General features: G+C 59.5%; 20 protein-coding genes. 8 read left to right on the top strand and 12 right to left on the bottom strand.

All coding sequences use genetic code 11. The features are described from left to right. The first annotated feature begins 52 nt into the window (after positions 1-52). On the top strand, positions 53-1486 hold the full coding sequence (locus I8E17_RS25390) for a sensor histidine kinase (RefSeq protein ID WP_069610105.1): 1434 nt from the start codon (positions 53-55) through the stop codon (positions 1484-1486). Next, entirely contained in the window at positions 1483-2127 is a 645-nt protein-coding gene (locus I8E17_RS25395; protein ID WP_069610106.1) for a response regulator transcription factor, read from the top strand. The genes I8E17_RS25390 and I8E17_RS25395 overlap by 4 nt, the downstream gene beginning before the upstream one ends. Here I8E17_RS25395 and I8E17_RS25400 read toward each other — a convergent pair. Continuing rightward, positions 2121-2606, bottom strand: a complete 486-nt coding sequence (locus I8E17_RS25400; protein ID WP_069610107.1) for a hypothetical protein — start codon at positions 2604-2606, stop codon at positions 2121-2123. The genes I8E17_RS25395 and I8E17_RS25400 overlap by 7 nt on opposite strands. A 415-nt stretch (positions 2607-3021) precedes the next feature. Between I8E17_RS25400 and I8E17_RS25405 the strand changes: the two genes are divergently transcribed. Beyond that, on the top strand, positions 3022-3345 hold the full coding sequence (locus I8E17_RS25405; protein ID WP_069610108.1) for a hypothetical protein: 324 nt from the start codon (positions 3022-3024) through the stop codon (positions 3343-3345). Between the two features lie 281 nt (positions 3346-3626). Here the strand turns inward: I8E17_RS25405 and I8E17_RS25410 are convergent, their stop codons facing one another. From I8E17_RS25410 to I8E17_RS25430, 5 genes are all read right to left on the bottom strand, one after another. Continuing rightward, on the bottom strand, positions 3627-3773 hold the full coding sequence (locus I8E17_RS25410) for a DUF1127 domain-containing protein (RefSeq protein ID WP_083258017.1): 147 nt from the start codon (positions 3771-3773) through the stop codon (positions 3627-3629). 260 nt (positions 3774-4033) lie between these two features. After that, positions 4034-4504: an MEKHLA domain-containing protein gene (locus tag I8E17_RS25415; protein WP_069610109.1), complete on the bottom strand. Its 471-nt coding sequence runs from the start codon at positions 4502-4504 to the stop codon at positions 4034-4036. A gap of 215 nt (positions 4505-4719) precedes the next feature. After that, positions 4720-5523 carry a phosphonoacetaldehyde hydrolase gene (gene phnX / locus I8E17_RS25420; protein ID WP_069610110.1) on the bottom strand — a complete coding sequence of 268 codons (804 nt, stop codon included), beginning with the start codon at positions 5521-5523 and terminating at the stop codon, positions 4720-4722. Then, complete coding sequence (locus I8E17_RS25425; RefSeq protein WP_113366202.1) at positions 5520-6674, bottom strand: TIGR03364 family FAD-dependent oxidoreductase; 1155 nt, start codon at positions 6672-6674, stop codon at positions 5520-5522. The genes phnX and I8E17_RS25425 overlap by 4 nt, the downstream gene beginning before the upstream one ends. Before the next feature lie 122 nt (positions 6675-6796). Next, a complete protein-coding gene (locus I8E17_RS25430) occupies positions 6797-7699 on the bottom strand; it encodes a LysR family transcriptional regulator (RefSeq protein ID WP_069610112.1) in 903 nt (300 codons plus the stop codon). A gap of 833 nt (positions 7700-8532) precedes the next feature. On the opposite strand from I8E17_RS25430, the gene I8E17_RS25435 reads away from it, so the two are divergent. Further along, positions 8533-9348, top strand: a complete 816-nt coding sequence (locus I8E17_RS25435; RefSeq protein WP_229002161.1) for a LuxR family transcriptional regulator — start codon at positions 8533-8535, stop codon at positions 9346-9348. Here I8E17_RS25435 and I8E17_RS25440 read toward each other — a convergent pair. Continuing rightward, positions 9338-9997, bottom strand: coding sequence for an acyl-homoserine-lactone synthase (locus I8E17_RS25440; RefSeq protein ID WP_083258036.1), 660 nt, complete (start codon positions 9995-9997; stop codon positions 9338-9340). The two genes, I8E17_RS25435 and I8E17_RS25440, sit on opposite strands and share 11 nt — an antisense overlap. Before the next feature lie 557 nt (positions 9998-10554). On the opposite strand from I8E17_RS25440, the gene paaG reads away from it, so the two are divergent. The 4 genes from paaG to I8E17_RS25460 all read left to right on the top strand — a co-directional run bounded on the left by paaG (position 10555) and on the right by I8E17_RS25460 (position 13899). After that, on the top strand, positions 10555-11343 hold the full coding sequence (gene paaG / locus I8E17_RS25445; protein ID WP_069610115.1) for a 2-(1,2-epoxy-1,2-dihydrophenyl)acetyl-CoA isomerase PaaG: 789 nt from the start codon (positions 10555-10557) through the stop codon (positions 11341-11343). Beyond that, complete coding sequence (paaI, locus tag I8E17_RS25450) at positions 11340-11783, top strand: hydroxyphenylacetyl-CoA thioesterase PaaI (RefSeq protein ID WP_069610116.1); 444 nt, start codon at positions 11340-11342, stop codon at positions 11781-11783. The genes paaG and paaI overlap by 4 nt, the downstream gene beginning before the upstream one ends. Positions 11784-11888: 105 nt before the next feature. After that, complete coding sequence (gene paaK, locus I8E17_RS25455) at positions 11889-13199, top strand: phenylacetate--CoA ligase PaaK (RefSeq protein ID WP_069610446.1); 1311 nt, start codon at positions 11889-11891, stop codon at positions 13197-13199. A 103-nt stretch (positions 13200-13302) separates the two neighbouring features. Continuing rightward, on the top strand, positions 13303-13899 hold the full coding sequence (locus I8E17_RS25460) for a TetR/AcrR family transcriptional regulator (protein WP_069610117.1): 597 nt from the start codon (positions 13303-13305) through the stop codon (positions 13897-13899). 9 nt (positions 13900-13908) lie between these two features. Here the strand turns inward: I8E17_RS25460 and I8E17_RS25465 are convergent, their stop codons facing one another. From I8E17_RS25465 to paaE, 5 genes are read right to left on the bottom strand one after another with little or no spacing between them, the layout of a single operon-like run. Beyond that, the gene (locus I8E17_RS25465) at positions 13909-14523 is read right to left on the bottom strand and encodes a transferase hexapeptide repeat family protein (RefSeq protein ID WP_069610118.1); all 615 of its coding nucleotides are present in this window, start codon (positions 14521-14523) and stop codon (positions 13909-13911) included. Beyond that, the gene (locus I8E17_RS25470) at positions 14524-15042 is read right to left on the bottom strand and encodes an acyl-CoA thioesterase (protein WP_069610119.1); all 519 of its coding nucleotides are present in this window, start codon (positions 15040-15042) and stop codon (positions 14524-14526) included. A 4-nt stretch (positions 15043-15046) separates the two neighbouring features. Beyond that, the gene (paaZ, locus tag I8E17_RS25475) at positions 15047-17104 is read right to left on the bottom strand and encodes a phenylacetic acid degradation bifunctional protein PaaZ (protein WP_069610120.1); all 2058 of its coding nucleotides are present in this window, start codon (positions 17102-17104) and stop codon (positions 15047-15049) included. 12 nt (positions 17105-17116) lie between these two features. Continuing rightward, positions 17117-17872 carry a Phenylacetic acid catabolic protein gene (locus I8E17_RS25480; RefSeq protein ID WP_069610121.1) on the bottom strand — a complete coding sequence of 252 codons (756 nt, stop codon included), beginning with the start codon at positions 17870-17872 and terminating at the stop codon, positions 17117-17119. Positions 17873-17901: 29 nt separating this feature from the next. Then, positions 17902-18978 carry a 1,2-phenylacetyl-CoA epoxidase subunit PaaE gene (paaE, locus tag I8E17_RS25485; RefSeq protein ID WP_219511656.1) on the bottom strand — a complete coding sequence of 359 codons (1077 nt, stop codon included), beginning with the start codon at positions 18976-18978 and terminating at the stop codon, positions 17902-17904. Positions 18979-19000 lie beyond the last annotated feature (22 nt).

The following is a 19000-nucleotide window of genomic DNA, read 5'->3' on the forward strand; positions in this document are numbered from 1 at the left end:
ACACTCCATCCCGCTGGGATAGCTATAGAGGGTTGGGAGATCAGTGCCGATTATGCCAGTGCCGCGAGCGAATCATAAATATAAACTTTCTCCAGCAAGTCTTATCGAACGCTGGAATTCCCAATCGTTGGCCAGGCAGTTTCTGCTCGCCGGTGGCTTCGTCGCTCTTTGTGCGATGCTCGTTGTCGGCTCCTTCGTTGCCAATCTCATCGAGAATGCGGTGACACGTAATTCCGCGGCAACGACGGCCCTCTATGTCGATAGCGTCATCGCCCCGCTCCTGCCTGATATGCAAACCACCCAGGCTCTTGACGACACGGTAACGCGCGCCCTTGATGAGACCTTGGGCCAAGGCGCGCTTGGCACACGGCTGTATTCCTTCCGGCTTTGGCGCGACGATGGGACAATCCTCTACTCCAATAACAAGGATCTTTCCGGCCAGCGATTTCCGCTCTCGGATAGTCTCAGGACGGCCTTTTCCGGCCGAATGGTTGCCAAATTCAACCGTATCGATGATGTGGAAAGCGTCGCCGAACGCAATAGCGGCAAACCGCTGATGGAAATCTACAATCCCGTACTGCAGCCCTGGTCGGGCAAAGTCGTCGCCGTTTCCGAATTTTACGAGATTGCCAACGATTTCGAATGGAGCCTCACTCAGGCCCGCCTGCTGAGCTGGCTTGTCGTTGCCTTGTTCACTCTGACATTCTTCGCTCTTCTGTCGATCATCGTCCTGCGTGGCAGCCGCACCATCGACAATCAGCGCAAGGCGCTCAACGGCCGCATCGGCGAACTGTCGACGCTTCTTCAACAGAACGAGGCGTTGCGTGCCCGCGTTCAACGTGCGACCCAGCGTGCGGCCGCACTTAACGAGAGCTATTTGCGCCGTATCGGCGCCGACCTGCATGACGGCCCCGCCCAATTGGTCGCCTATGCCTCCTTGCGGCTGGACAGCCAGACCCTCATCAGCTCCACCGCCTCGCCAGAGGAGCGTGAGGCGTCGCTGCAGACCATCAAATCCAGCCTTGACGACGCCATGACCGAAATCAGGGGCGTCTGCAGCGGCCTGATGCTACCGCACATCGAGACGGACAATCTGACCGATCTTTTGAAACGGGCAATCCGTGCCCACGAACAGCGCACAGGCGTCGCCGTCGCGCTGATGGTCGGGACAACGCCGACAGAACTTTCGACCTCCGCAAAAATATGCGTCTATCGCTTTGTGCAGGAAGCCTTGAACAACGGTTATCGCCACGCCGGCGGAATCGGGCAAAAGGTCGTGCAGACCTTCAAAGACGGCCAGATCGTGATCGAGGTTGCCGATGAAGGGCCGGGATTTGACCCGAAGGAGGTCGGCCCGCAAAAGCTTGGCCTTGCCGGTCTCAGGGACCGGGTCGAAAGTCTCGGCGGTATTTTTCAACTTTTGTCGTCGAACCGGGGAACCATCGTTCGCATGTCCCTGAACATCGAGGAAATGGAGCAGGCATGACAGCTACAATCAGTTTGGCGGTCGTAGACGACCACCCTCTCTTCAGGGAGGGCGTTATCCGGAGCCTGACCGAAATGGATGGGTTCAGTATTGTCGGTGAGGGCAGCAGCAGGGAGGATGCGCTGCGCATAGCAGCGGAACGCCGTCCCGATATCCTGCTGCTCGACATCTCCATGCCGGGTGGAGGGCTGGATGCCATCTCTCTCATCCTCGGGCAGATACCCGATCAGAAGATCGTGATGCTGACAGTCTCCGAGGCAAGCGACGATGTCATGGCAGCGCTCAAGAGCGGCGCGAAAGGCTATGTTCTCAAAGGCGTTGGATCACGGACCCTCGCCGATATCCTTCGCAGCATTGCCGCGGGCGACAGCTATGTCGCACCGACACTATCGGCGCGTCTGATCTCGGACAACGGATCTGGTGCCCAGATCAATCCCTTCAGCGCATTGACGGATCGCGAGCGGGAGGTCCTTGAACTGGCTTCTGCCGGATTGAGCAATAAACATATCGGGCTGAAGCTCGATCTGCATGAAAAGACCATCAAGCATCACATGACCCAGATCTTCGCCAAACTGGAAGTGAGCAACAGAACGGAAGCCGCGATGGCGTTCAGGGATGAACTCGAAAGGCGCCGTCAGTGAAGGAACGCTTTAAGCCGCTGCTCGTCGGCGATCGTCGCATTGCGGTTGACGATGGTGCGGCCCTTTGAATCCTTCATCACATACCGCCCGCTCTTTATATTTTCGCTCATGCCATCCTTGTGTTGAACGGTAATCGATCCGTCGCCATCATCGGAGGATTGGTCGGAATCGACCTGGCTTTGGGTAGCGCTCTTGGTTGTGGATGAACGGCCATTGGCATTACCGTTTCCGTTGCCATTGTTGCCGTTCCCACCCCCATTGCCGCTGTTGCCACCGCCGTTCCCGTTGCCTCCCCCATTGCCGTTTCCGCCGCCGTTGCCATTGCCACCGCCATTGCCGTTACCCCCTTTCGCCTCCACTATTTGCTGTGCAAATATCGCGGAAGCGCCGTGAATTTTAATGGTGTAGGGGAGTGCTGTGCTGACCATGGTCAACAACAGGCATGGCAAAGCAGCAATGAGCTTTCGACGCAATGACACCTACGGCCTCCTGAGGCTCCGGTTGGCTTCGGCGACGAGTGGTCGTCGCTCCCTGCTCTGAAAGCGCCGCCATTTATCGCCGACTGGCAAATACCTCTAATACCATATCAAATCGCTACAACACCGCGAGGGGTCAAGTCTTATCGAACGGAGAGACCTCTGCTTGGACTTCAGCAATCGAAGCCAAGACCTTTCGCCGCGACATCGTCAGACTAACGTCCAAGAAGGAGCTGGACCGAAGCCCAATCGCCTGATTGCGTTATTGAAAACGACTTCATCTGGTCGATATGACTGCGGACACGCCGACGCCTTGCCCATGTAAAATGTCATGGTTGGGAACCCAATAGCGCTCTGCAAAAGTTGGCACTCAATATATCGATGCCTGTGCAATCGATCCGACAAGAGGGGTACTGCGATGACCCAGCACTGGAGGATATTTCTAGCTCGCTTAGCGCCGCCGGGCGCGATATTGGATTTCTCGGCAGCTGAGTTCGCTCTCGAAGTTGCGATCAATTTGCGATATTGCCTGAACCTTGTCCGACCAACGCCGGAATGCATCGCTTTGGCTGACCTCGTTTTAATGCGAGCGAGAAACTACGGCGAAGCGAGAATGGGGCATAAGCCACAGCTATTCGCAGAGGCCGAGAATGCACTTGCCAAGGCAACAAGGCTGCTCGAGATCGAACTCGAATATTGCGCAAAACAGAACATGAAAGGCAGCTGCGAACAAGCCGCCTGAAATCTTCGCCATGGTATCCGCGACGATAATAGCGAAAAAACCTTGGCAATCAGCTGCATTCCGGATCGTCTGTCAACTTGGCGGCTGGCATGAATTGCCAATGCCGCGTCAAGAGAAAGGGCCGGTAGGGAAGCCGGGCGATCGCCTTCGATACCACCAGGAATCACCGCACGAGCTGCGGCTTCTACTGGCTATTGCTTATCAAAGAGAGGCGATGATTGTGCTCGCCGGAGGCTTCTTGCGGCGGCGCATACCTCGGGATATGCGCTCGAAAAGATGGTTTAGTTGCCGCGGGCGCCGCTGACGGCGTAGGGGATATGTGAGCGGGCAATGCCGAGATCACGAAGGACATGATCGTCGAGGGCGGAAAGCTCGCGTATGGCTCTGCGCTGTTCGCTAAAGCGCTTAATCTTCTCAAATACTCTCATTTTTACGGTCTCCTTTGCTGATGCGCAGGAGATAGGCATTTATCCGCCTAAATAAAATGCACATGCCTGCACGATAGCCATGCCGGTTTTGCACGGCTCATGACCTTAAGATTGGCGGGATGAACACGTGCTGGTTCTTACCACCATATTCGAGAGCGCGATTGGCTCTGGATTTCACCGACGGATCGCTACCTTCCGCGACTGTTGCGGCCCCGATGAAGCGAACTTAGCTTTTGAACCGTCCGTCTCTATCCTAGGGCCTATGCATCCTGCCATTTGGAAAACGTTGCAGCCTGCCCGCGCAAATTGCCATCTCGGTCCACGAGCTGCCAGACGATACCGGCATCGATCCAGAAACGTCGTCCGGATTTCGCAATCCTCAGACCTCGATAGTCAGAGATGAAGCCGTTACGGGTCACCGCGTCCAGCAACTGCTGACGCTCCGCCCGATTGGGAAGCTCGGCCGAAAGCCGCGAGGGCAGCGTTATGAACTCGTCCCATGAGTATTCGAAGCAATTCTGCGCAGCCTTGTTGGCGTAGACGAAACGCGGATCGGCATCCGTATTATGGGCGAGGACCACAAACGGCGCATCGCGATAGAGCCAATCCGGCCCCGCGCCCTCGCCAATCAAGGAAGAGCCGACAATGCGTTGAAAACTGCCGGTCAGAAGTTCAAAAAAGGCTTCGTCAACCGATAAATCGACAGCGTTGCTTTCAGGCCTATCAGTCATCTCTTCCCTTCCTACCATTCTGGGCATCGACGGGAGCGATACCTATCAAATTGCATGGGAGATCAAAAGCAGGGCAAGCGGGAAGACGCGAATATCCATCATCAACCACACCGCGAAACCAGGGTCTCCAGAGTAAGCACGAACAAGTTACCGACGGCGTGCTCAAGCACGAGATTGCCGCAACGGAGCCCTGCCAGCTCTGAACACCAATCAAATTACGGTCGTTCGCCGGCGGCCAGCCGACGTTCGATATCGTCGATGACAGGCAGCAGATCGGCAACCGTATCGATGACATAATGCGCGCGCCGTGCCTTCAGAACTCCCGCTGCGCGCTCACGAACCTTGGCGAGCGCATCCGGCGCCATAGCGGCGATCTCTTGCGGAGTGAGACCCGCCTCATTGCCGCTCAGCGCGACGCCGACCGTCCAGCAGCCGGCCGCAACGCCTTCATCGATGCCGACTCCGGTATCGTCGACCTTGACCACCGCATGCGCCGGCCAGACATCGAGATCGAGGAAGCACTTGTACATGTTCATCGGCGTCGGCCGGCCATGCGGCAGGTCGCCGGCGCAGACGAGATTGTCGACCTCATAGCCCTGCTCTTTCGCAAGCGGCAGGACGCGCTCCATGATCGAGCGCGTGTAACCCGTCGTGGAACCGATCTTCATTCCACGCTGGCGCAGCGTCCCGACAACTTCGGTCGTGCCCGGCACGAGATCGGCGAACTTATGCACCACCTCCTCGTTCATCGGCACGAAGACCTCGTAGACCGCGTCGACATCGGCTGCCGTCGGTGTCTTGCCATGACGCGTGGCCCACAGCTCGCGGATGCGAGGCTGCTTCAGCATGGCGTCGATATGATCCCATTTCGGCCGCCCCATCGGCTCACGCGCTTCCGCGATGGTGACCTCGATGCCGAAGCGGCTGAAGGCTTCGACGAAGACGCCCATGGGGGCGAAGGATCCGAAGTCGATGACCGTTCCAGCCCAGTCGAATACAACGGCTTTCAATTGGCTCACTGATTTCGCTCCCAAGACCGAGATGTCGAAGCGTAGAGGTCGTCGATGACCTGCTCACCGAGGGCGAAGCCGGTCGAGGCGCCGGTTCCGCCCGTCACCATCACGAGGCGGATATGATCGGCGGGGCGCTCGACCAGCACCGTCCGCTCCTTCGACGAGGCATAAGTGCCGATCCAGCGGTTGACGACGGTACGACCCGGAAGGTCGAACACGCGATCGAACTCATCGAGGATCAGCCGGTCGAAGCGCTCGCTGGCGAATGGCTGCTGCGCATTGCCGTAGACATGGCTGTCCCCGACGACGAGAGAACCATCGGCCGACTGGACCGCGATCAGGTGGATGCCGGCGGCGCGGCTTTCGGCCTCTTCGCGATCGAGTCGCTCTCCAAGCGCTTCCGCTTCCGGCAGCTGGGCAAAACCTTCGTAACGGGCAAGGCTCATATCCGACATGACGGCCGCGCCGAACCGGCTCGGCTGAGCGGGTGCCACCCGCAGCATCTGCAATGTGCAGATCATGAGATTATGCTTGGCGATGACATCCGGGAAAAGCGTCGAGAAATCGTCGCCGGGGCAGACGACGACGGCTTCCGCTTCGATCGCGCCGTGGCTGGTCTCGATCCGCGTTCCCTCGATGGCGCGGACGGCCGTGTTCCAGCGAAAATCGACCTTGTGCCGAGCCTCGAGCCAGGCTGCGAGCTTCGGCAGCGCCGCGGAGGATTCGACACGCAGCTCGTGCGGGCTATAAAGAATAGTCTCGACGCCATCCAGACGCAGGCTGGGCACGAGATCGCCAGCCTCGGCCTTCGTCATCAGGCGGCACTTCTCGCCCATCGCTGTCTTCAAAAAGGCGTCGACAACCACGGCGGCTTCCGAGCGACGCGCCGGCATGACCAAGCCCCGATGGATGACCGCAATGCCAGCCTCGTCGACAATCTCGGACCAGATGTCACGCGCCCGCATGGCGCGCTCCCAATGGGCGCCCCCCTTCTGCCCGCTGATGGTCACGAAGCCGAAATTGCGAATGGAGGCACCGACCGCCTTGGCATTGCGCTCGATGACGACGACCTTCTTGCCCTGGCGCACAGCCGCCAATGCCACGCCGATGCCGACAATACCCGCACCGACAACCGCAAGGTCATATCCATTCGCCATATCGTTACCCTTCCTCGGTCGACATCGAGTCTCGACCGTCAGCCTATAGGGCAAATACTAGCAAAATTATACGACAGAATTATAAATTTGGAAAAATTATATGACTTACCTATAATTTGAAATCAACTCGAAGGCATCCCGCCGTCAACTTCGCTGGCATGCTCCCTGGCGACATCAAAAAACGCCTGGATAGCGGCGTGATCGCGGCATTCCGGCAGGGTGACGAGGTAATGGCCGATGGCCAGCTCCGGTTCGACCAGCGGCACGACCTCGATATGGTCATCGGGCGGAACCTCGCCTTCGATAGAGATCGCCAATCCAATTCCGGCAGCCGCCGCGGCATAGGCAACGTCAAGTGTCGCGACTTCAAGCACCGGCTTCAGGCGTATGCCCCGCTTGTTCGCCGCATCCTCCAATAACGTACGGGTGCCGGACGCCTTGTTCCAGAGCACCATGTCGCGGCCATCGAGATCGCCGAGCGTCAGCCGGCCCTTGGCCAGCATCGGATCGCCCTTGCGGCCATAGATCGCCACGCGCGATTCATGCAGGCGCAGCGAGGAAAAGCGGCTGTCGGGTGCCACCTGCGAGATGGCGGCGACATCGAGCTGGCCGCACAGCACGGCGTCGGCAAGATCGAGCGAAGGCCCGCCCCGCGTCGTCAGGCGTAGCGAAGGGTATTCGCGGACGAACGCCGTCAGGACCGGCATGATGAGGCGATGCGCACTGAAGCCGATCGAGATCGTGCCCGAGTTCAAAGACGTGGTATCGGTGATCGCGCGGTCGACCTCGCTCAGGCATTTCAGCGTGATCCGGATCTTGGCGATCAGATCGACCGCCGATGGCGCGACGCTGACATTATGCCCATCCCGAATGAAGACGCGCGTGCGGCACAGCTCTTCGAATGACTGGATCTGCGTGGAAACCGAGGGCTGGCTGATGCCCAAATCCTCGGCTGCACGGGAAAACTTTCCCGTGCGCGCCAAAGCTTCGACGGCCCTCATTTGCGCGAGCGTGACAGACGGCATTCTACAAAGCCTCACCTTGAGAAATCGCACAGCTGTCCGTTTCAATAAGTCGCGTATCCCGAGGAGGCAACCGCCTCTTCCACAATCGCGTCGGTGTTGTCGTTACGCTCCCGTGTCTCCTTTCTGCGGCGGCGGGGCCCGCCAATCGCCACAGGACAATACCGGCAGCACCAAGGCTGCCGATAATGGCCACTATGACCTCGAAATTCCAAATCATTGCCCTCCCCATTTATTCAGGCGCATCCGCGCATCGTGCTTGGCTGTGCAGCACAGGCTATCAAGCGATTCCGGCTCGGTTCGCCTTCGTCATCAGCCCACACTTCTCTCTGTAAAAGTGCGGTAGCGGTCATTCCAAAACGCCACCATGTGGGCGGCGGCGGGAAGACCACCGTACCGACCATCTGCGCAATTGGCCCTGCGGCGCCGATCTCTCGACACAGGAACTGAAAAGCTGAAAGCAACGGATAGTGTACCGGAGCTTGCACCCTGCCCAGGCTTAAAGCCGGCGTGATCGCCTGCATGTGAGTTCGTCAGACATGGTGAAGGTTTCGATTGCCCGGCCTCCTGATCAGCCATCTGAATGCGGACTTCGCGTGCGACAGCCGGCACCGGCATGGTCGCGAGGGAAGCAGCGGGCGCTTGGCGGAACCTTACATGGCGCGTATGGACATATGGCGAGGGGCTGGATCTGTATCTTCAGCGTGTATCCAAAGATGCATCAGCACAACCCTCATATGATTGGCAGCGACTATGTTTTCGACAATTTTAAGAGCCCAATCATGCCCGCGAAAAGTTGGCTTCTGAATAGCTGAGAGTGCGGCCGGAGCGCCAGGATGACCTTCAAACTTCGAAAGGCATCCCAGACGCGCTGCGCATGGCCCAAGCACCGCTTTCACTTCGGCTTCTATGGTGAGACTATGTTGACAGGATCACGCCAATCTCATTGCTTGTCCGAGATAGCTCAGGCAAATGACATTGATGAATTGCGACAGTTCTTATTCAAGTTCTGTTCTTTATACGGCCTGGCAAACGCAGCCTTTCATGTGACGCAAATCGCCGCCTTGTCGCAGCAAAACCCGCTTCTCCTGCTGACCTACCCGCCGGAATGGGTAGAGACATATATAGCGCACGATTACTTCTCGATCGATCCCGTTGTTCAAGCTGGACGCAACGGATTTCTGCCCTTCGACTGGTCGACCCTCGATCTGAAGTCGCCGCAAAGCATCTCCTTTTTCCGCGAAGCCGAAGCCTTTGATGTCGGGCGCTACGGCTTGACGCTGGTCGTTCGAGGGCCTCACGGTGAGCGATCGCTTTTTACAGTTACCTCAAATCTGAAAAGCGGCGACTGGGAGCAATTGCGAGACAGCATAATAGGCGATCTGCAGGTGATCGCCTATTATCTGCACGAGCAGTCATTGATCGTGTCCGGTCTGCGAGAGCAAAGCATCGGACGCAAGCTTTCGAAGCGGGAAACCGAGTGCCTGGAACTGCTGGCGCACGGCCTGCTTCCGAAGCAGATCACATCCATTCTTGGAATTTCCGAAAGCGCCGTGCGCCTGTATCTCAGCTCCGGCCGCCGGAAACTTCACGTCAGCACCACAAATCAGGCGATTGCGAAAGCAATTTCGCTTGAGCTCATCAAAAGCTGAACTGAATATTGCCCGGCGACGAAGATGCGAATTGCAAGGTGGGGGTCCTGTCATCCTTGCCGCGCATCATTCTCAGCCGCTGCTCAAGCCGCTGATCGGACTCCTCGTTCACCTCCCAAAGGCCGACATAGAGGTTGCCGATCTCCGGTCGCGAACGCGCAAGCGGCGTCGGCGACCATCCGATCTTTCGGTAAACCCCGATCATCGATGCATCATAGACGCCCATGATGTGCTCGATGCCCGATTTCAAGCTCAGGCGGCAAAGACCGGAGAGCAGTTCGACGGCGGCTGTCTGCGACGGCGGATGTCCGGCCTGGAGCGGAGGATGCACGCAAAACCGGGTGCACTCCCAGATCGAAGGGCTGCAGATATCGAGATCCTCGTTGAAAAAATGCTGGAACTCGCTCGAAAGCATCGTCTCGCTCGTTGTCGGCAACAGCCGCAGCGAACCCGTAAGCTCGTCGTCCCCTTCCTTCACGGCCAGGTAGATGGGGTCGTGCTCGTCGTCGAAGCGGTCAATCTCCAAACCACCTTCAACGTTGACATCCCACCCCATTCGATCACGGAAGACGAGCGCGCGGGCGCGGAACATCTGAGTGAAATACGAGGACGCCGCATTGCGGTCTCGTCGGGTCAGTATCTGTAGCATCAGCATCTCCAAATTTTGCCTTAACAAAGCACCTTGGAGCCGGGCTTCAATATATCGATTCCGCCAGGTTGCGCGGCCGCAAGTACCCTTTAGAATCGAGGGGTAGGGAGCAAGGCGGAGATTCAACCGCTCCCCCGGCCTCTCCCGTCGGCATGCAAAGGTCGGCATGCAGGGGCTTGCGGACATTCGCCGCGCTAACGCCTTCAAGCGCAACGATTTCGGCAAGGCCGCGGGTTTGCCCATAATACATCGGGCCGCCGCGCCAGTGTTAAGCCGATCGCCAGGACTTCCGTGACCGTTTTCCCGGCCGGCACAATCTTCAGAAGCTTCGTGACATAGGCAGACCCGAAGAAACGCAGCCTCAGGAAATGCTCCGACTGCACAAGTCCTTCGCTAATTTCAGCCGGATCAAGATAGGACGATGAGAGCCATCGCGCCTTCATGCGTGATGGTGACGGTCATGGTCTTCCTCCCAATCATTGCATTTATAATTGACTGACCGGTCGGTTTATGCAAGGGTTTTGCCGTCGCCATCGAAAGGGCGGCAGGGAGGAAACATGTCCGAATCCGACACCATTCTGTCGGCGCTTGCCGATGGCGTCTTGAGCCTCACGCTCAATCGACCCGACAAACTCAACTCCTTCAACAAAGAAATGCATCTTGCGCTGCGCGGCGGCTTCGAGCGTGCACATCGTGATGCGGATGTTCGCGCGGTTCTCCTGACGGGAGCCGGTCGTGGTTTTTCGGCCGGCCAGGATCTCGGCGATCGTGATCCGCGCAAAGGCACGCCGGATCTCGGCCATACGATCGAGACTTTCTACAATCCCCTGCTGCGCCTCATTCGCAGTCTGGAAAAGCCGGTAATCTGCGCGGTCAATGGCGTGGCCGCCGGTGCCGGTGCCAATATCGCCTTCGCTTGCGATATCACGCTCGCCGCCCGTTCCGCCCGCTTCATCCAGGCCTTCGCAAAAATCGGTCTCGTGCCGGATTCCGGCGGCACCTGGAACTTGCCGCGGCTTATCGGCGAGGGCCGCGCCAAGGCGCTGGCGCTGACGGCTGAGCCTCTGGATGCGGAAACGGCGGCCAGTTGGGGCCTGATCTGGCGCGTGGTAGACGATGAAATGCTGATGGATGAGGCAAAGGCGCTTGCCATCAGGCTCGCCGCCGGCCCAACAAAAGGCCTCGGCCTGACTAAGCGCGCCATTCAGGCGGCAGCGACAAATTCGCTCGACGAACAGCTCGATCTTGAACGCGACCTTCAGCGCGAAGCAGGCCGCAGCGCCGACTATGCCGAGGGCGTCACGGCTTTCCTCGAGAAGCGCAAGCCGGAGTTCAAGGGCAAATGAGCATCGCCGACACGCTTTCCCCAGAGGCGCTCGCCGAAGCCTGCGCAAGAGCCATGTGGGACGAAGACAATGCCAGCCGGCATCTCGGAATGGAGCTGCTTGCAGTAGCACCGGGTGAGGCTACGCTCTCGATGGCGATCACCGAAGCGATGACGAATGGTCACGGCACCTGTCATGGCGGTTACATCTTCACGCTTGCCGACTCGGCATTCGCCTTCGCTTGCAACAGCTACAACCAGCGCACCGTCGCCCAGCACTGTTCGGTGACCTATATCGCGCCGGTCTTCGGGGGCGACCTGCTGACGGCGACGGCGCGGGAGGTGTCGCGCCGCGGCCGCGGCGGAATTTACGACATTGCGATCACCAATCAGAAGGGCGAGCAGATCGCGGAATTCCGCGGCCACTCGCGAACGGTCAAGGGCACGCTTCTGCCGGAATAGGGTTCATGCCGGCAGCGCCCAGCATTACCCGGAAAAATGCGCAGCGGTGTTCCGGCCGGAATGCGGGAAGAGACAAGAGGACAAGCATTTCTGGAGGAGACATTCATGGAAAACCTTTTCCCGCGAGCCGGCGAGCTGGAAGCGATCGAGATAGCCTCGCGCGACGAGATTTCCGCGCTGCAGCTCGAGCGCATGACGTGGTCGCTCACCCATGCCTATGAGAATTCGCCCTTCTATAACAAACGCTTCGATGAAGCCGGCGTGCATCCCTCCGATCTGAAGACCCTGTCCGATCTCGCCAAATTCCCCTTCACCACCAAGAAGGATCTTCGCGACACCTATCCTTTCGGCATGTTCGCGGTGCCGCGCGAAAAGCTTGCCCGGCTCCACGCTTCCTCCGGCACGACAGGTAAACCGACCGTCGTCGGCTATACCGCCAAGGACGTCGATATCTGGGCGAACGTCGTTGCGCGTTCGATCCGGGCCGCTGGCGGCCGCGCCGGCGATCTGGTGCATGTCGCATACGGCTACGGCCTGTTCACCGGTGGTCTTGGTGCACATTACGGCGCGGAAAAGCTCGGCTGCACGGTAGTCCCTGTCTCCGGCGGGATGACGGAACGGCAGGTGACGCTGATCGAGGATTTCAAGCCGCGCATCATCATGGTTACCCCCTCCTACATGCTGTCCATCCTCGATGAATTCCGCCGCCAGGGCATCGACCCCCGAGAAAGTTCGCTCGCCGTCGGCATTTTCGGCGCAGAGCCATGGACCAACGCCATGCGCGAGGAAATCGAACACGCCTTCGACATGCATGCCGTCGACATCTATGGCCTGTCTGAGGTCATAGGTCCGGGCGTTGCCAGCGAATGCGTCGAGAGCAAGGACGGGCTGCACATCTGGGAAGACCATTTCTATCCGGAGATCATCGATCCCGTCACCGGCGCGATCTTGCCAGATGGCGAACTCGGCGAGCTGGTGTTTACGACGCTGACCAAAGAAGGGTTGCCAATCATCCGCTACCGCACGCGCGACCTGACGCGGCTGCTGCCCGGCACGGCACGCTCGATGCGCCGCATGGAAAAGGTGACGGGGCGCTCCGACGACATGATGATCCTGCGTGGGGTCAATGTCTTCCCGACACAGATCGAGGAGCAGATCCTCAAATGCCGCGGGCTTGCGCCGCACTTCCAGATCGAGCTGACGCGCTCCGGCCGCATGGACAACATGACCGTTCATGTCGAATGCACGCTGGAGGCGGCGGACGAAATCGCGCGCGACGTTTCGGCAAAGGAGCTCACCCATCACATCAAGAGCGTGGTCGGTGTCTCGACGAAGATCGCCGTGCATCCGCCGGGCGGTGTTGTCCGCTCGGAGGGCAAGGCAAAGCGTGTGGTCGACAACCGCCCGAAAGAATGATTGGTGTCGTACCGGATAGCCCGACAAGGATCTGATCGTGTATAGGAAGCATCGACCATCAGGCATGGATAAGGTCAATCGGCAATGAGCAGAGCAGGATCACATGGCACGCACGCGCGCAGTTGATTTCGAGGAAAAGCAGCGCGGCATCCTGGCAAGTGCCGCGGCGGTGTTTGCCGAGGTCGGCATGGAGAAGGCCTCCATGTCGATGATCGCCTCGCACGGCAATGTCTCGAAAGCCCTGCTCTATCACTACTATCCCGGTAAGGACGCGCTGATCTTTGATATCGTGCAAACGCATCTGACAGAGCTGGAAAGCGCAATCGAAGCAGCCGATCGCACCGATGTAACGCCGCAGGAGCGGCTGCGCCTGCTGGTGAAAGCTGTATTGAAGAACTATGAGGGCGCCGACAACGAGCACAAGGTGCAGCTCAACGGCACGCATGCTCTATCGCAGGAACAGCTGTCGGAACTGCGGACGATCGAAAGACGCATCGTCAAGCGCTTTTCCAGTGTGATCCATGACCTCAACCCTGATCTCAACAAGAAGAAGCCATTGCTGATGCCGGTTACAATGTCGCTCTTCGGCATGATGAACTGGGTCTATATGTGGTTCCGTCCCAACGGCCCGATCACCCGCGACGAATATGCCAATATTGCCACCACTCTCATCCTTGAAGGGGTCAAGGCCGTCCGTTGATATCGCGTCTCAATCGCCGAGCTTCATCCGTTCGAGAATAAGAGGATCATATTCCGGCGCGCGGATGCGGCGGCGATCAGGCTCGGCCGCGGTGAGCGGCTCGACGGCCGCCAGCTTCTCCTTTGCCTCCAGTGCGAGGCGCTGATAGATGGCGGTACCCTGGCGCTTCCACGCAATCTCATCTGCCGTAAGCTCACGCACCACCCGGGCCGGCGATCCCAGCGCAAGGCTGTTAGCCGGAATTTCGGCGCCCGCCTTGACGAAGGCCATGGCGGCGACGATCGCATTCTCGCCGATAACGGCCTCGTCCATGATGACGGCATTCATGCCGACCATGGCATTGGCGCCGATGCGGCAGCCATGCAGCACAGCGCCATGGCCAATATGCCCCGCCTCCCCGATCACAACTTCCAGGTTCGGGAAGCTATGGACGACGCAGGTCTCCTGCACGTTCGAGCCGCGCTCGAGCACGATGCGTCCGAAATCGCCGCGCAGCACGGCGCCCGGCCCGACATAGCAGGCCGGGCCAATGATAACGTCGCCGATGACGGTTGCGGCCGGATGCACGAAGGCTAGGGGATCAATGACCGGGATCAAACCGTCATAGGAATAGATCTGCGCCATTCAGTCGGCTCCCAAACCTTCCACGTCTCGACCGGTTTCGGCCACCGCTTCCAGCCGCTGCGCGAATTCGCGGCGCAAGGTGCGGCGAAGTTGGGCTGCCTTGTGACGGCGGATATCGACTGATGTTACCGGCACCAGCTCGGGTACTCGAACCGGGCGACCGGCCTCGTCGACGGCAACCATGGTGAAATAGCAGGAGTTGGTGTGGCGGCGCTGGCCGGAACGGATATTCTCCGCTTCCACCCTTATGCCGACTTCCATGGAGGTACGGCCGGTATCGTTGATCGAGGCACGGAAGGTGACGAGTTCGCCAACATTGATCGGCTCCTTGAACAGCACCTGATCGACCGACAGCGTCACGGCATATTGCTTGGAATAGCGCGACGCACAGGAGAAGGCAACGCGATCGAGCAGGTTCAGAAGGGCGCCGCCATGCACCTTGCCGCTGAAATTCGCCATATCGGGCGTCATCAGCACGGTCATTTCCAGGCGATGCGGGTCTTGCTCAATCGTCGTCATGCATTCACTCTCTCGTTTTCGCCACCATCGTCAGAACGTCATATTGCGCGACGACGGCATCCAGCTGGTTCGTTACCTTGCAATCCCAGCGCACCTCGCCATGCTCGGCATTGATGCGGGGATTGATTTCCTTGCAGGTCAACTGCACCTGGAGCGTATCACCCGGATTGACCGGTGTCAGGAAGCGGAGATTGTCGACCCCATAATTTGCGAGAACCGGGCCTGGAGCGGGATCGACGAAAAGGCCGGCCGCGAACGAGACGATGAGATAACCATGCGCGACACGGCCTTCGAAGAACGGATTGGCCTTGGCTGCCTCCTCGTCCATATGAGCATAGAACGTGTCGCCGGTGAAACTCGCAAAATGCTCGATATCGTCGAGCGTGACGGTGCGCGTGGTGGTGACGAGCTGATCGCCGACCTTCAGCTCGGCGAGCGATTTGCGGAACGGATGCTCGCTGCCGGTGCGCGCATCCGCCCCATCCATCCAACGTCCCGTCACGGCCGAGAGCAGGCGCGGAGTGCCCTGAACTGCAGTGCGCTGCATGTAATGCTTGACGCCACGGATACCGCCGAGCTCCTCACCGCCGCCTGCGCGGCCGGGACCGCCGTGAACGAGGCCCGGCAAGGGTGAGCCGTGCCCCGTGGAACTCTTGGCACTCAAGCGGTTGCCGATCATGACGCGGCCGTGGAACGGTGCCAGACCGAGAACCACTTCCTCGGCAAAATGCGGATCATTGGTGAAGACGGAGGCCACGAGACTGCCCTTGCCGCGCCGTGCCAAATCGACCGCCTCTTCCGCCGTATCATAGGGCATGACGGTACTGACCGGGCCGAAGGCCTCGACATCGTGAATGGCACGCGCCGAGCCCGGCTTGTCACAATAAAGCAGAACCGGATTGAGGAAGGCGCCGGCGCTGGCATCGCCGGACGTGACGCGCGGATTGTCGGGATCGCCGCCGACGATCTCGGCCTCGGTAGCGAGATCCCGAATGCGAGCGCGGACTTCCTCACGCTGGTCGAGGCTTGCAAGCGGCCCCATGCGAACAGTCTCATCGGCCGGATTGCCGATTGCCATCTTGCCGAGGCGGTCGTTCAACGCGGCGATCAGCGCTTCAATATAGGAACGGGGCACAATGACGCGGCGGATGGCCGTGCACTTCTGCCCGGCCTTGACCGTCATCTCACGAGCGACCTCCTTGACGAAGAGATCGAACTCCTCCGTGCCGGGAGCAGCATCGAGGCCGAGAACGGCCGCATTGAGGCTATCGGCCTCCATGGTGAAACGCACGGAATTTTCGATAATCGACCTGTGCATCTTCAGACGCCGGCCGGTTGCGGCAGAGCCGGTAAAGGTCACCACATCCTGGCCTTCGACATGATCGACGAGATCGCCAACCGAGCCGCAAACGAGCTGCAGCGCACCTTCCGGCAGCAGGCCTGTTTCGATGATACGGCGAACCATCAGCTCGGTGAGATAGGCTGTCTGGCTCGCCGGTTTCACGATGGCGGGAACGCCGGCAAGCAAGGTCGGCGCAACCTTTTCCAGCATGCCCCAGCAGGGGAAATTGAAGGCATTGATGTGAACGGCAACACCCTGCAGCGGGCTTAGGATATGCTGCGCGGAAAAGCTTTGATCCTTGGAGAGCTGCTCCGCATCGCCATCGAGCAGCACGCGTGCATTCGGCAGCTCGCGCCGACCTTTGGAGGCATAGGACAGCAGGGTTCCGATGCCACCTTCGATATCGACCCAGCTGTCGGCGCGCGTGGCGCCCGTCGCCGTAGAGAGCGCGTAGAACTCTTCCTTCCTCTCGAGCAGCGCCTGCCCAAGCGCCTTCAGCATTGCGGCGCGCTCATGGAAGGAAAGGCGCCGCAGTGCCGGTCCGCCTTTGTCGCGGCCATAGGCTAATGTCTGCTTGAAATCGATACCGGAGGAATCAATGGACGCGACAGGCACGCCGGTCGACGCATCAAGCAGGGGCACGCCTTCCTTGGCGCCGACGACCCAGGCGCCTCCGACATAGCTTTCGAGCCGGCGCGGCTGTTTTGCCATGATGTTCATCTCACTATCCTCTCAGTTCAATCCAAGCGCAGAGAGCTGCGCATCGACATCGTCACGCCATTCGGCAAGCAGGGTCTCGTTGGGCTGATGACGCAGGCCGAAATGCGACAATGTCTCGAAGCGGGCCGAGCCGGCATGGCCAAAACTCACCGCGACGCGGGGATACCAATAGGCGACCGAAGCGCGGGCCTGAGTCCGTCCCTCGTCATCGGCGACGACGCGGGCAAGACCGGCGGCGCCGAGTTCGGCGTGCCGCTTTTCACGCGGCAGGATAGCGCGAAAGGTTTCTGCCAGCGGCTGGTAGGAAACACGCACCAGCTCCTTCAACTGTGCGACGCTGGCAGCACCCATCAGAACGTTCATGACGACTGCATCCACCCAGCCTTCAAGGGGGTAGTGGAAAACGGAAAGCCGCATGTCGCCGCCGTGCCTCACAGCACCTATATCGGCATCGCGGGCGAGCCGTGCCGCCCATGGATGCTGGGCGGCATAGCGCCCGCCATCGACGCCGAAAGACTCCATGATCTTCAGGACCTGACCGGCATGGTCGGTCTTTTCCAGCACGATGCGCGCTGCGGAAATGCGCTCCTGAATACCCGGGGCGTCGTTGATGATATCGGCAAAGCCGGCGGAACCGGCCAGTTCGCTATCGACGAAGCTCGCCATCAAACGCAAGAGTTCGCCGCGATAGCGGGGAGGCACATTGTCGGGTGAGGACAGCATACCGCCCTCCTCTAGATATTGCTCGATCGGCATCGTCTCGGACATCTTGTTCCTCCCTTCGACGCGAACGCAGCCTACTGGTCGTAGCTGACGACGATACGGTCGGTGAGCGGGTAGCACTGGCAGGTCAGCACATAGCCCTGGCGCACCTCGTAATCCTCAAGGGCGTGGTTGACCTCCATCTCCACCTCGCCTTCGAGAATCTTGGCGCGGCAGGTGGAGCAAACGCCGGCCTTGCAGGCGTAGGGCGCGTCCATGGCGTTTTCGAGCGCCGCGTCGAGCAGGCTCTGGCCCTGCTTGGGGAATTTGAAAACTCTCGTCGCGCCATCGAGCGTGACCGTCGCCTCGCACGCCGCGTCCTGGTCCGCGCCGGCGGCCTGTTCCACTTTGCGCCGCGCGCGGCCGGGCTGCGCGGAGGCGAAAAGTTCAAATTTAATCTGGTCGTCGCGCATGCCGTGCTCGCGCAGCGCCGCGGCAATTGCCAGCATCATCGGCTCGGGACCGCAGATGAAGGCTGTCGCAACCGACTTGATGTCGATCCAGCTCTTGAAGAGCGCCTTGCATTTTTCCGCATCGACCCTCCCCGTAAAAAGATCGATTTCCTGCGCTTCGCTTTCAAGAATGTGCAGCACCGATAGGCGGCCGAGATATAGGTTCTTCAGATCATCGAGCTCCTCGCGGAACATGATCGAGCTGATCTGCCTGTTGGCATAGACCAGCGTGAAGACCGAGCGTGGCTCGCGCGCCAGCACGGTCTTGATGATGGAGAGCACCGGCGTGATGCCGCTGCCGCCGGCAAAGCCGAGATAATGTTTTGCCGCGTCCGGCTCTATCGCCGTGAAGAAGGCCCCCATCGGCGGCATGGCTTCCAGCGTGTCGCCCGCTTTCAGCTTTTCGTTGATCCAGGTCGAGAAGCAGCCGCCATCGACACGCTTGATGCCGACTTTCAATACGCCTTCATCCTTGCCGGCGCAGATCGAATAGGAGCGGCGCAGCTCCTCATCATCGAACTTGCGGCGGAAGGTCAGATACTGGCCCTGCGTGAAATCGAAGATGGCCCGGTCCTCCTCGGATGGCGCAAGCGTGACGACGACCGCATCGCGCGTCTCGCGGCGCACGTCGGTGACGGTCTGCGGATGGAAACGTGCCATGGATGCGGGCCTCGTCGTTTAG

Source organism: Rhizobium sp. AB2/73 (assembly GCF_020871915.1).
GTDB lineage: Bacteria > Pseudomonadota > Alphaproteobacteria > Rhizobiales > Rhizobiaceae > Rhizobium > Rhizobium dioscoreae.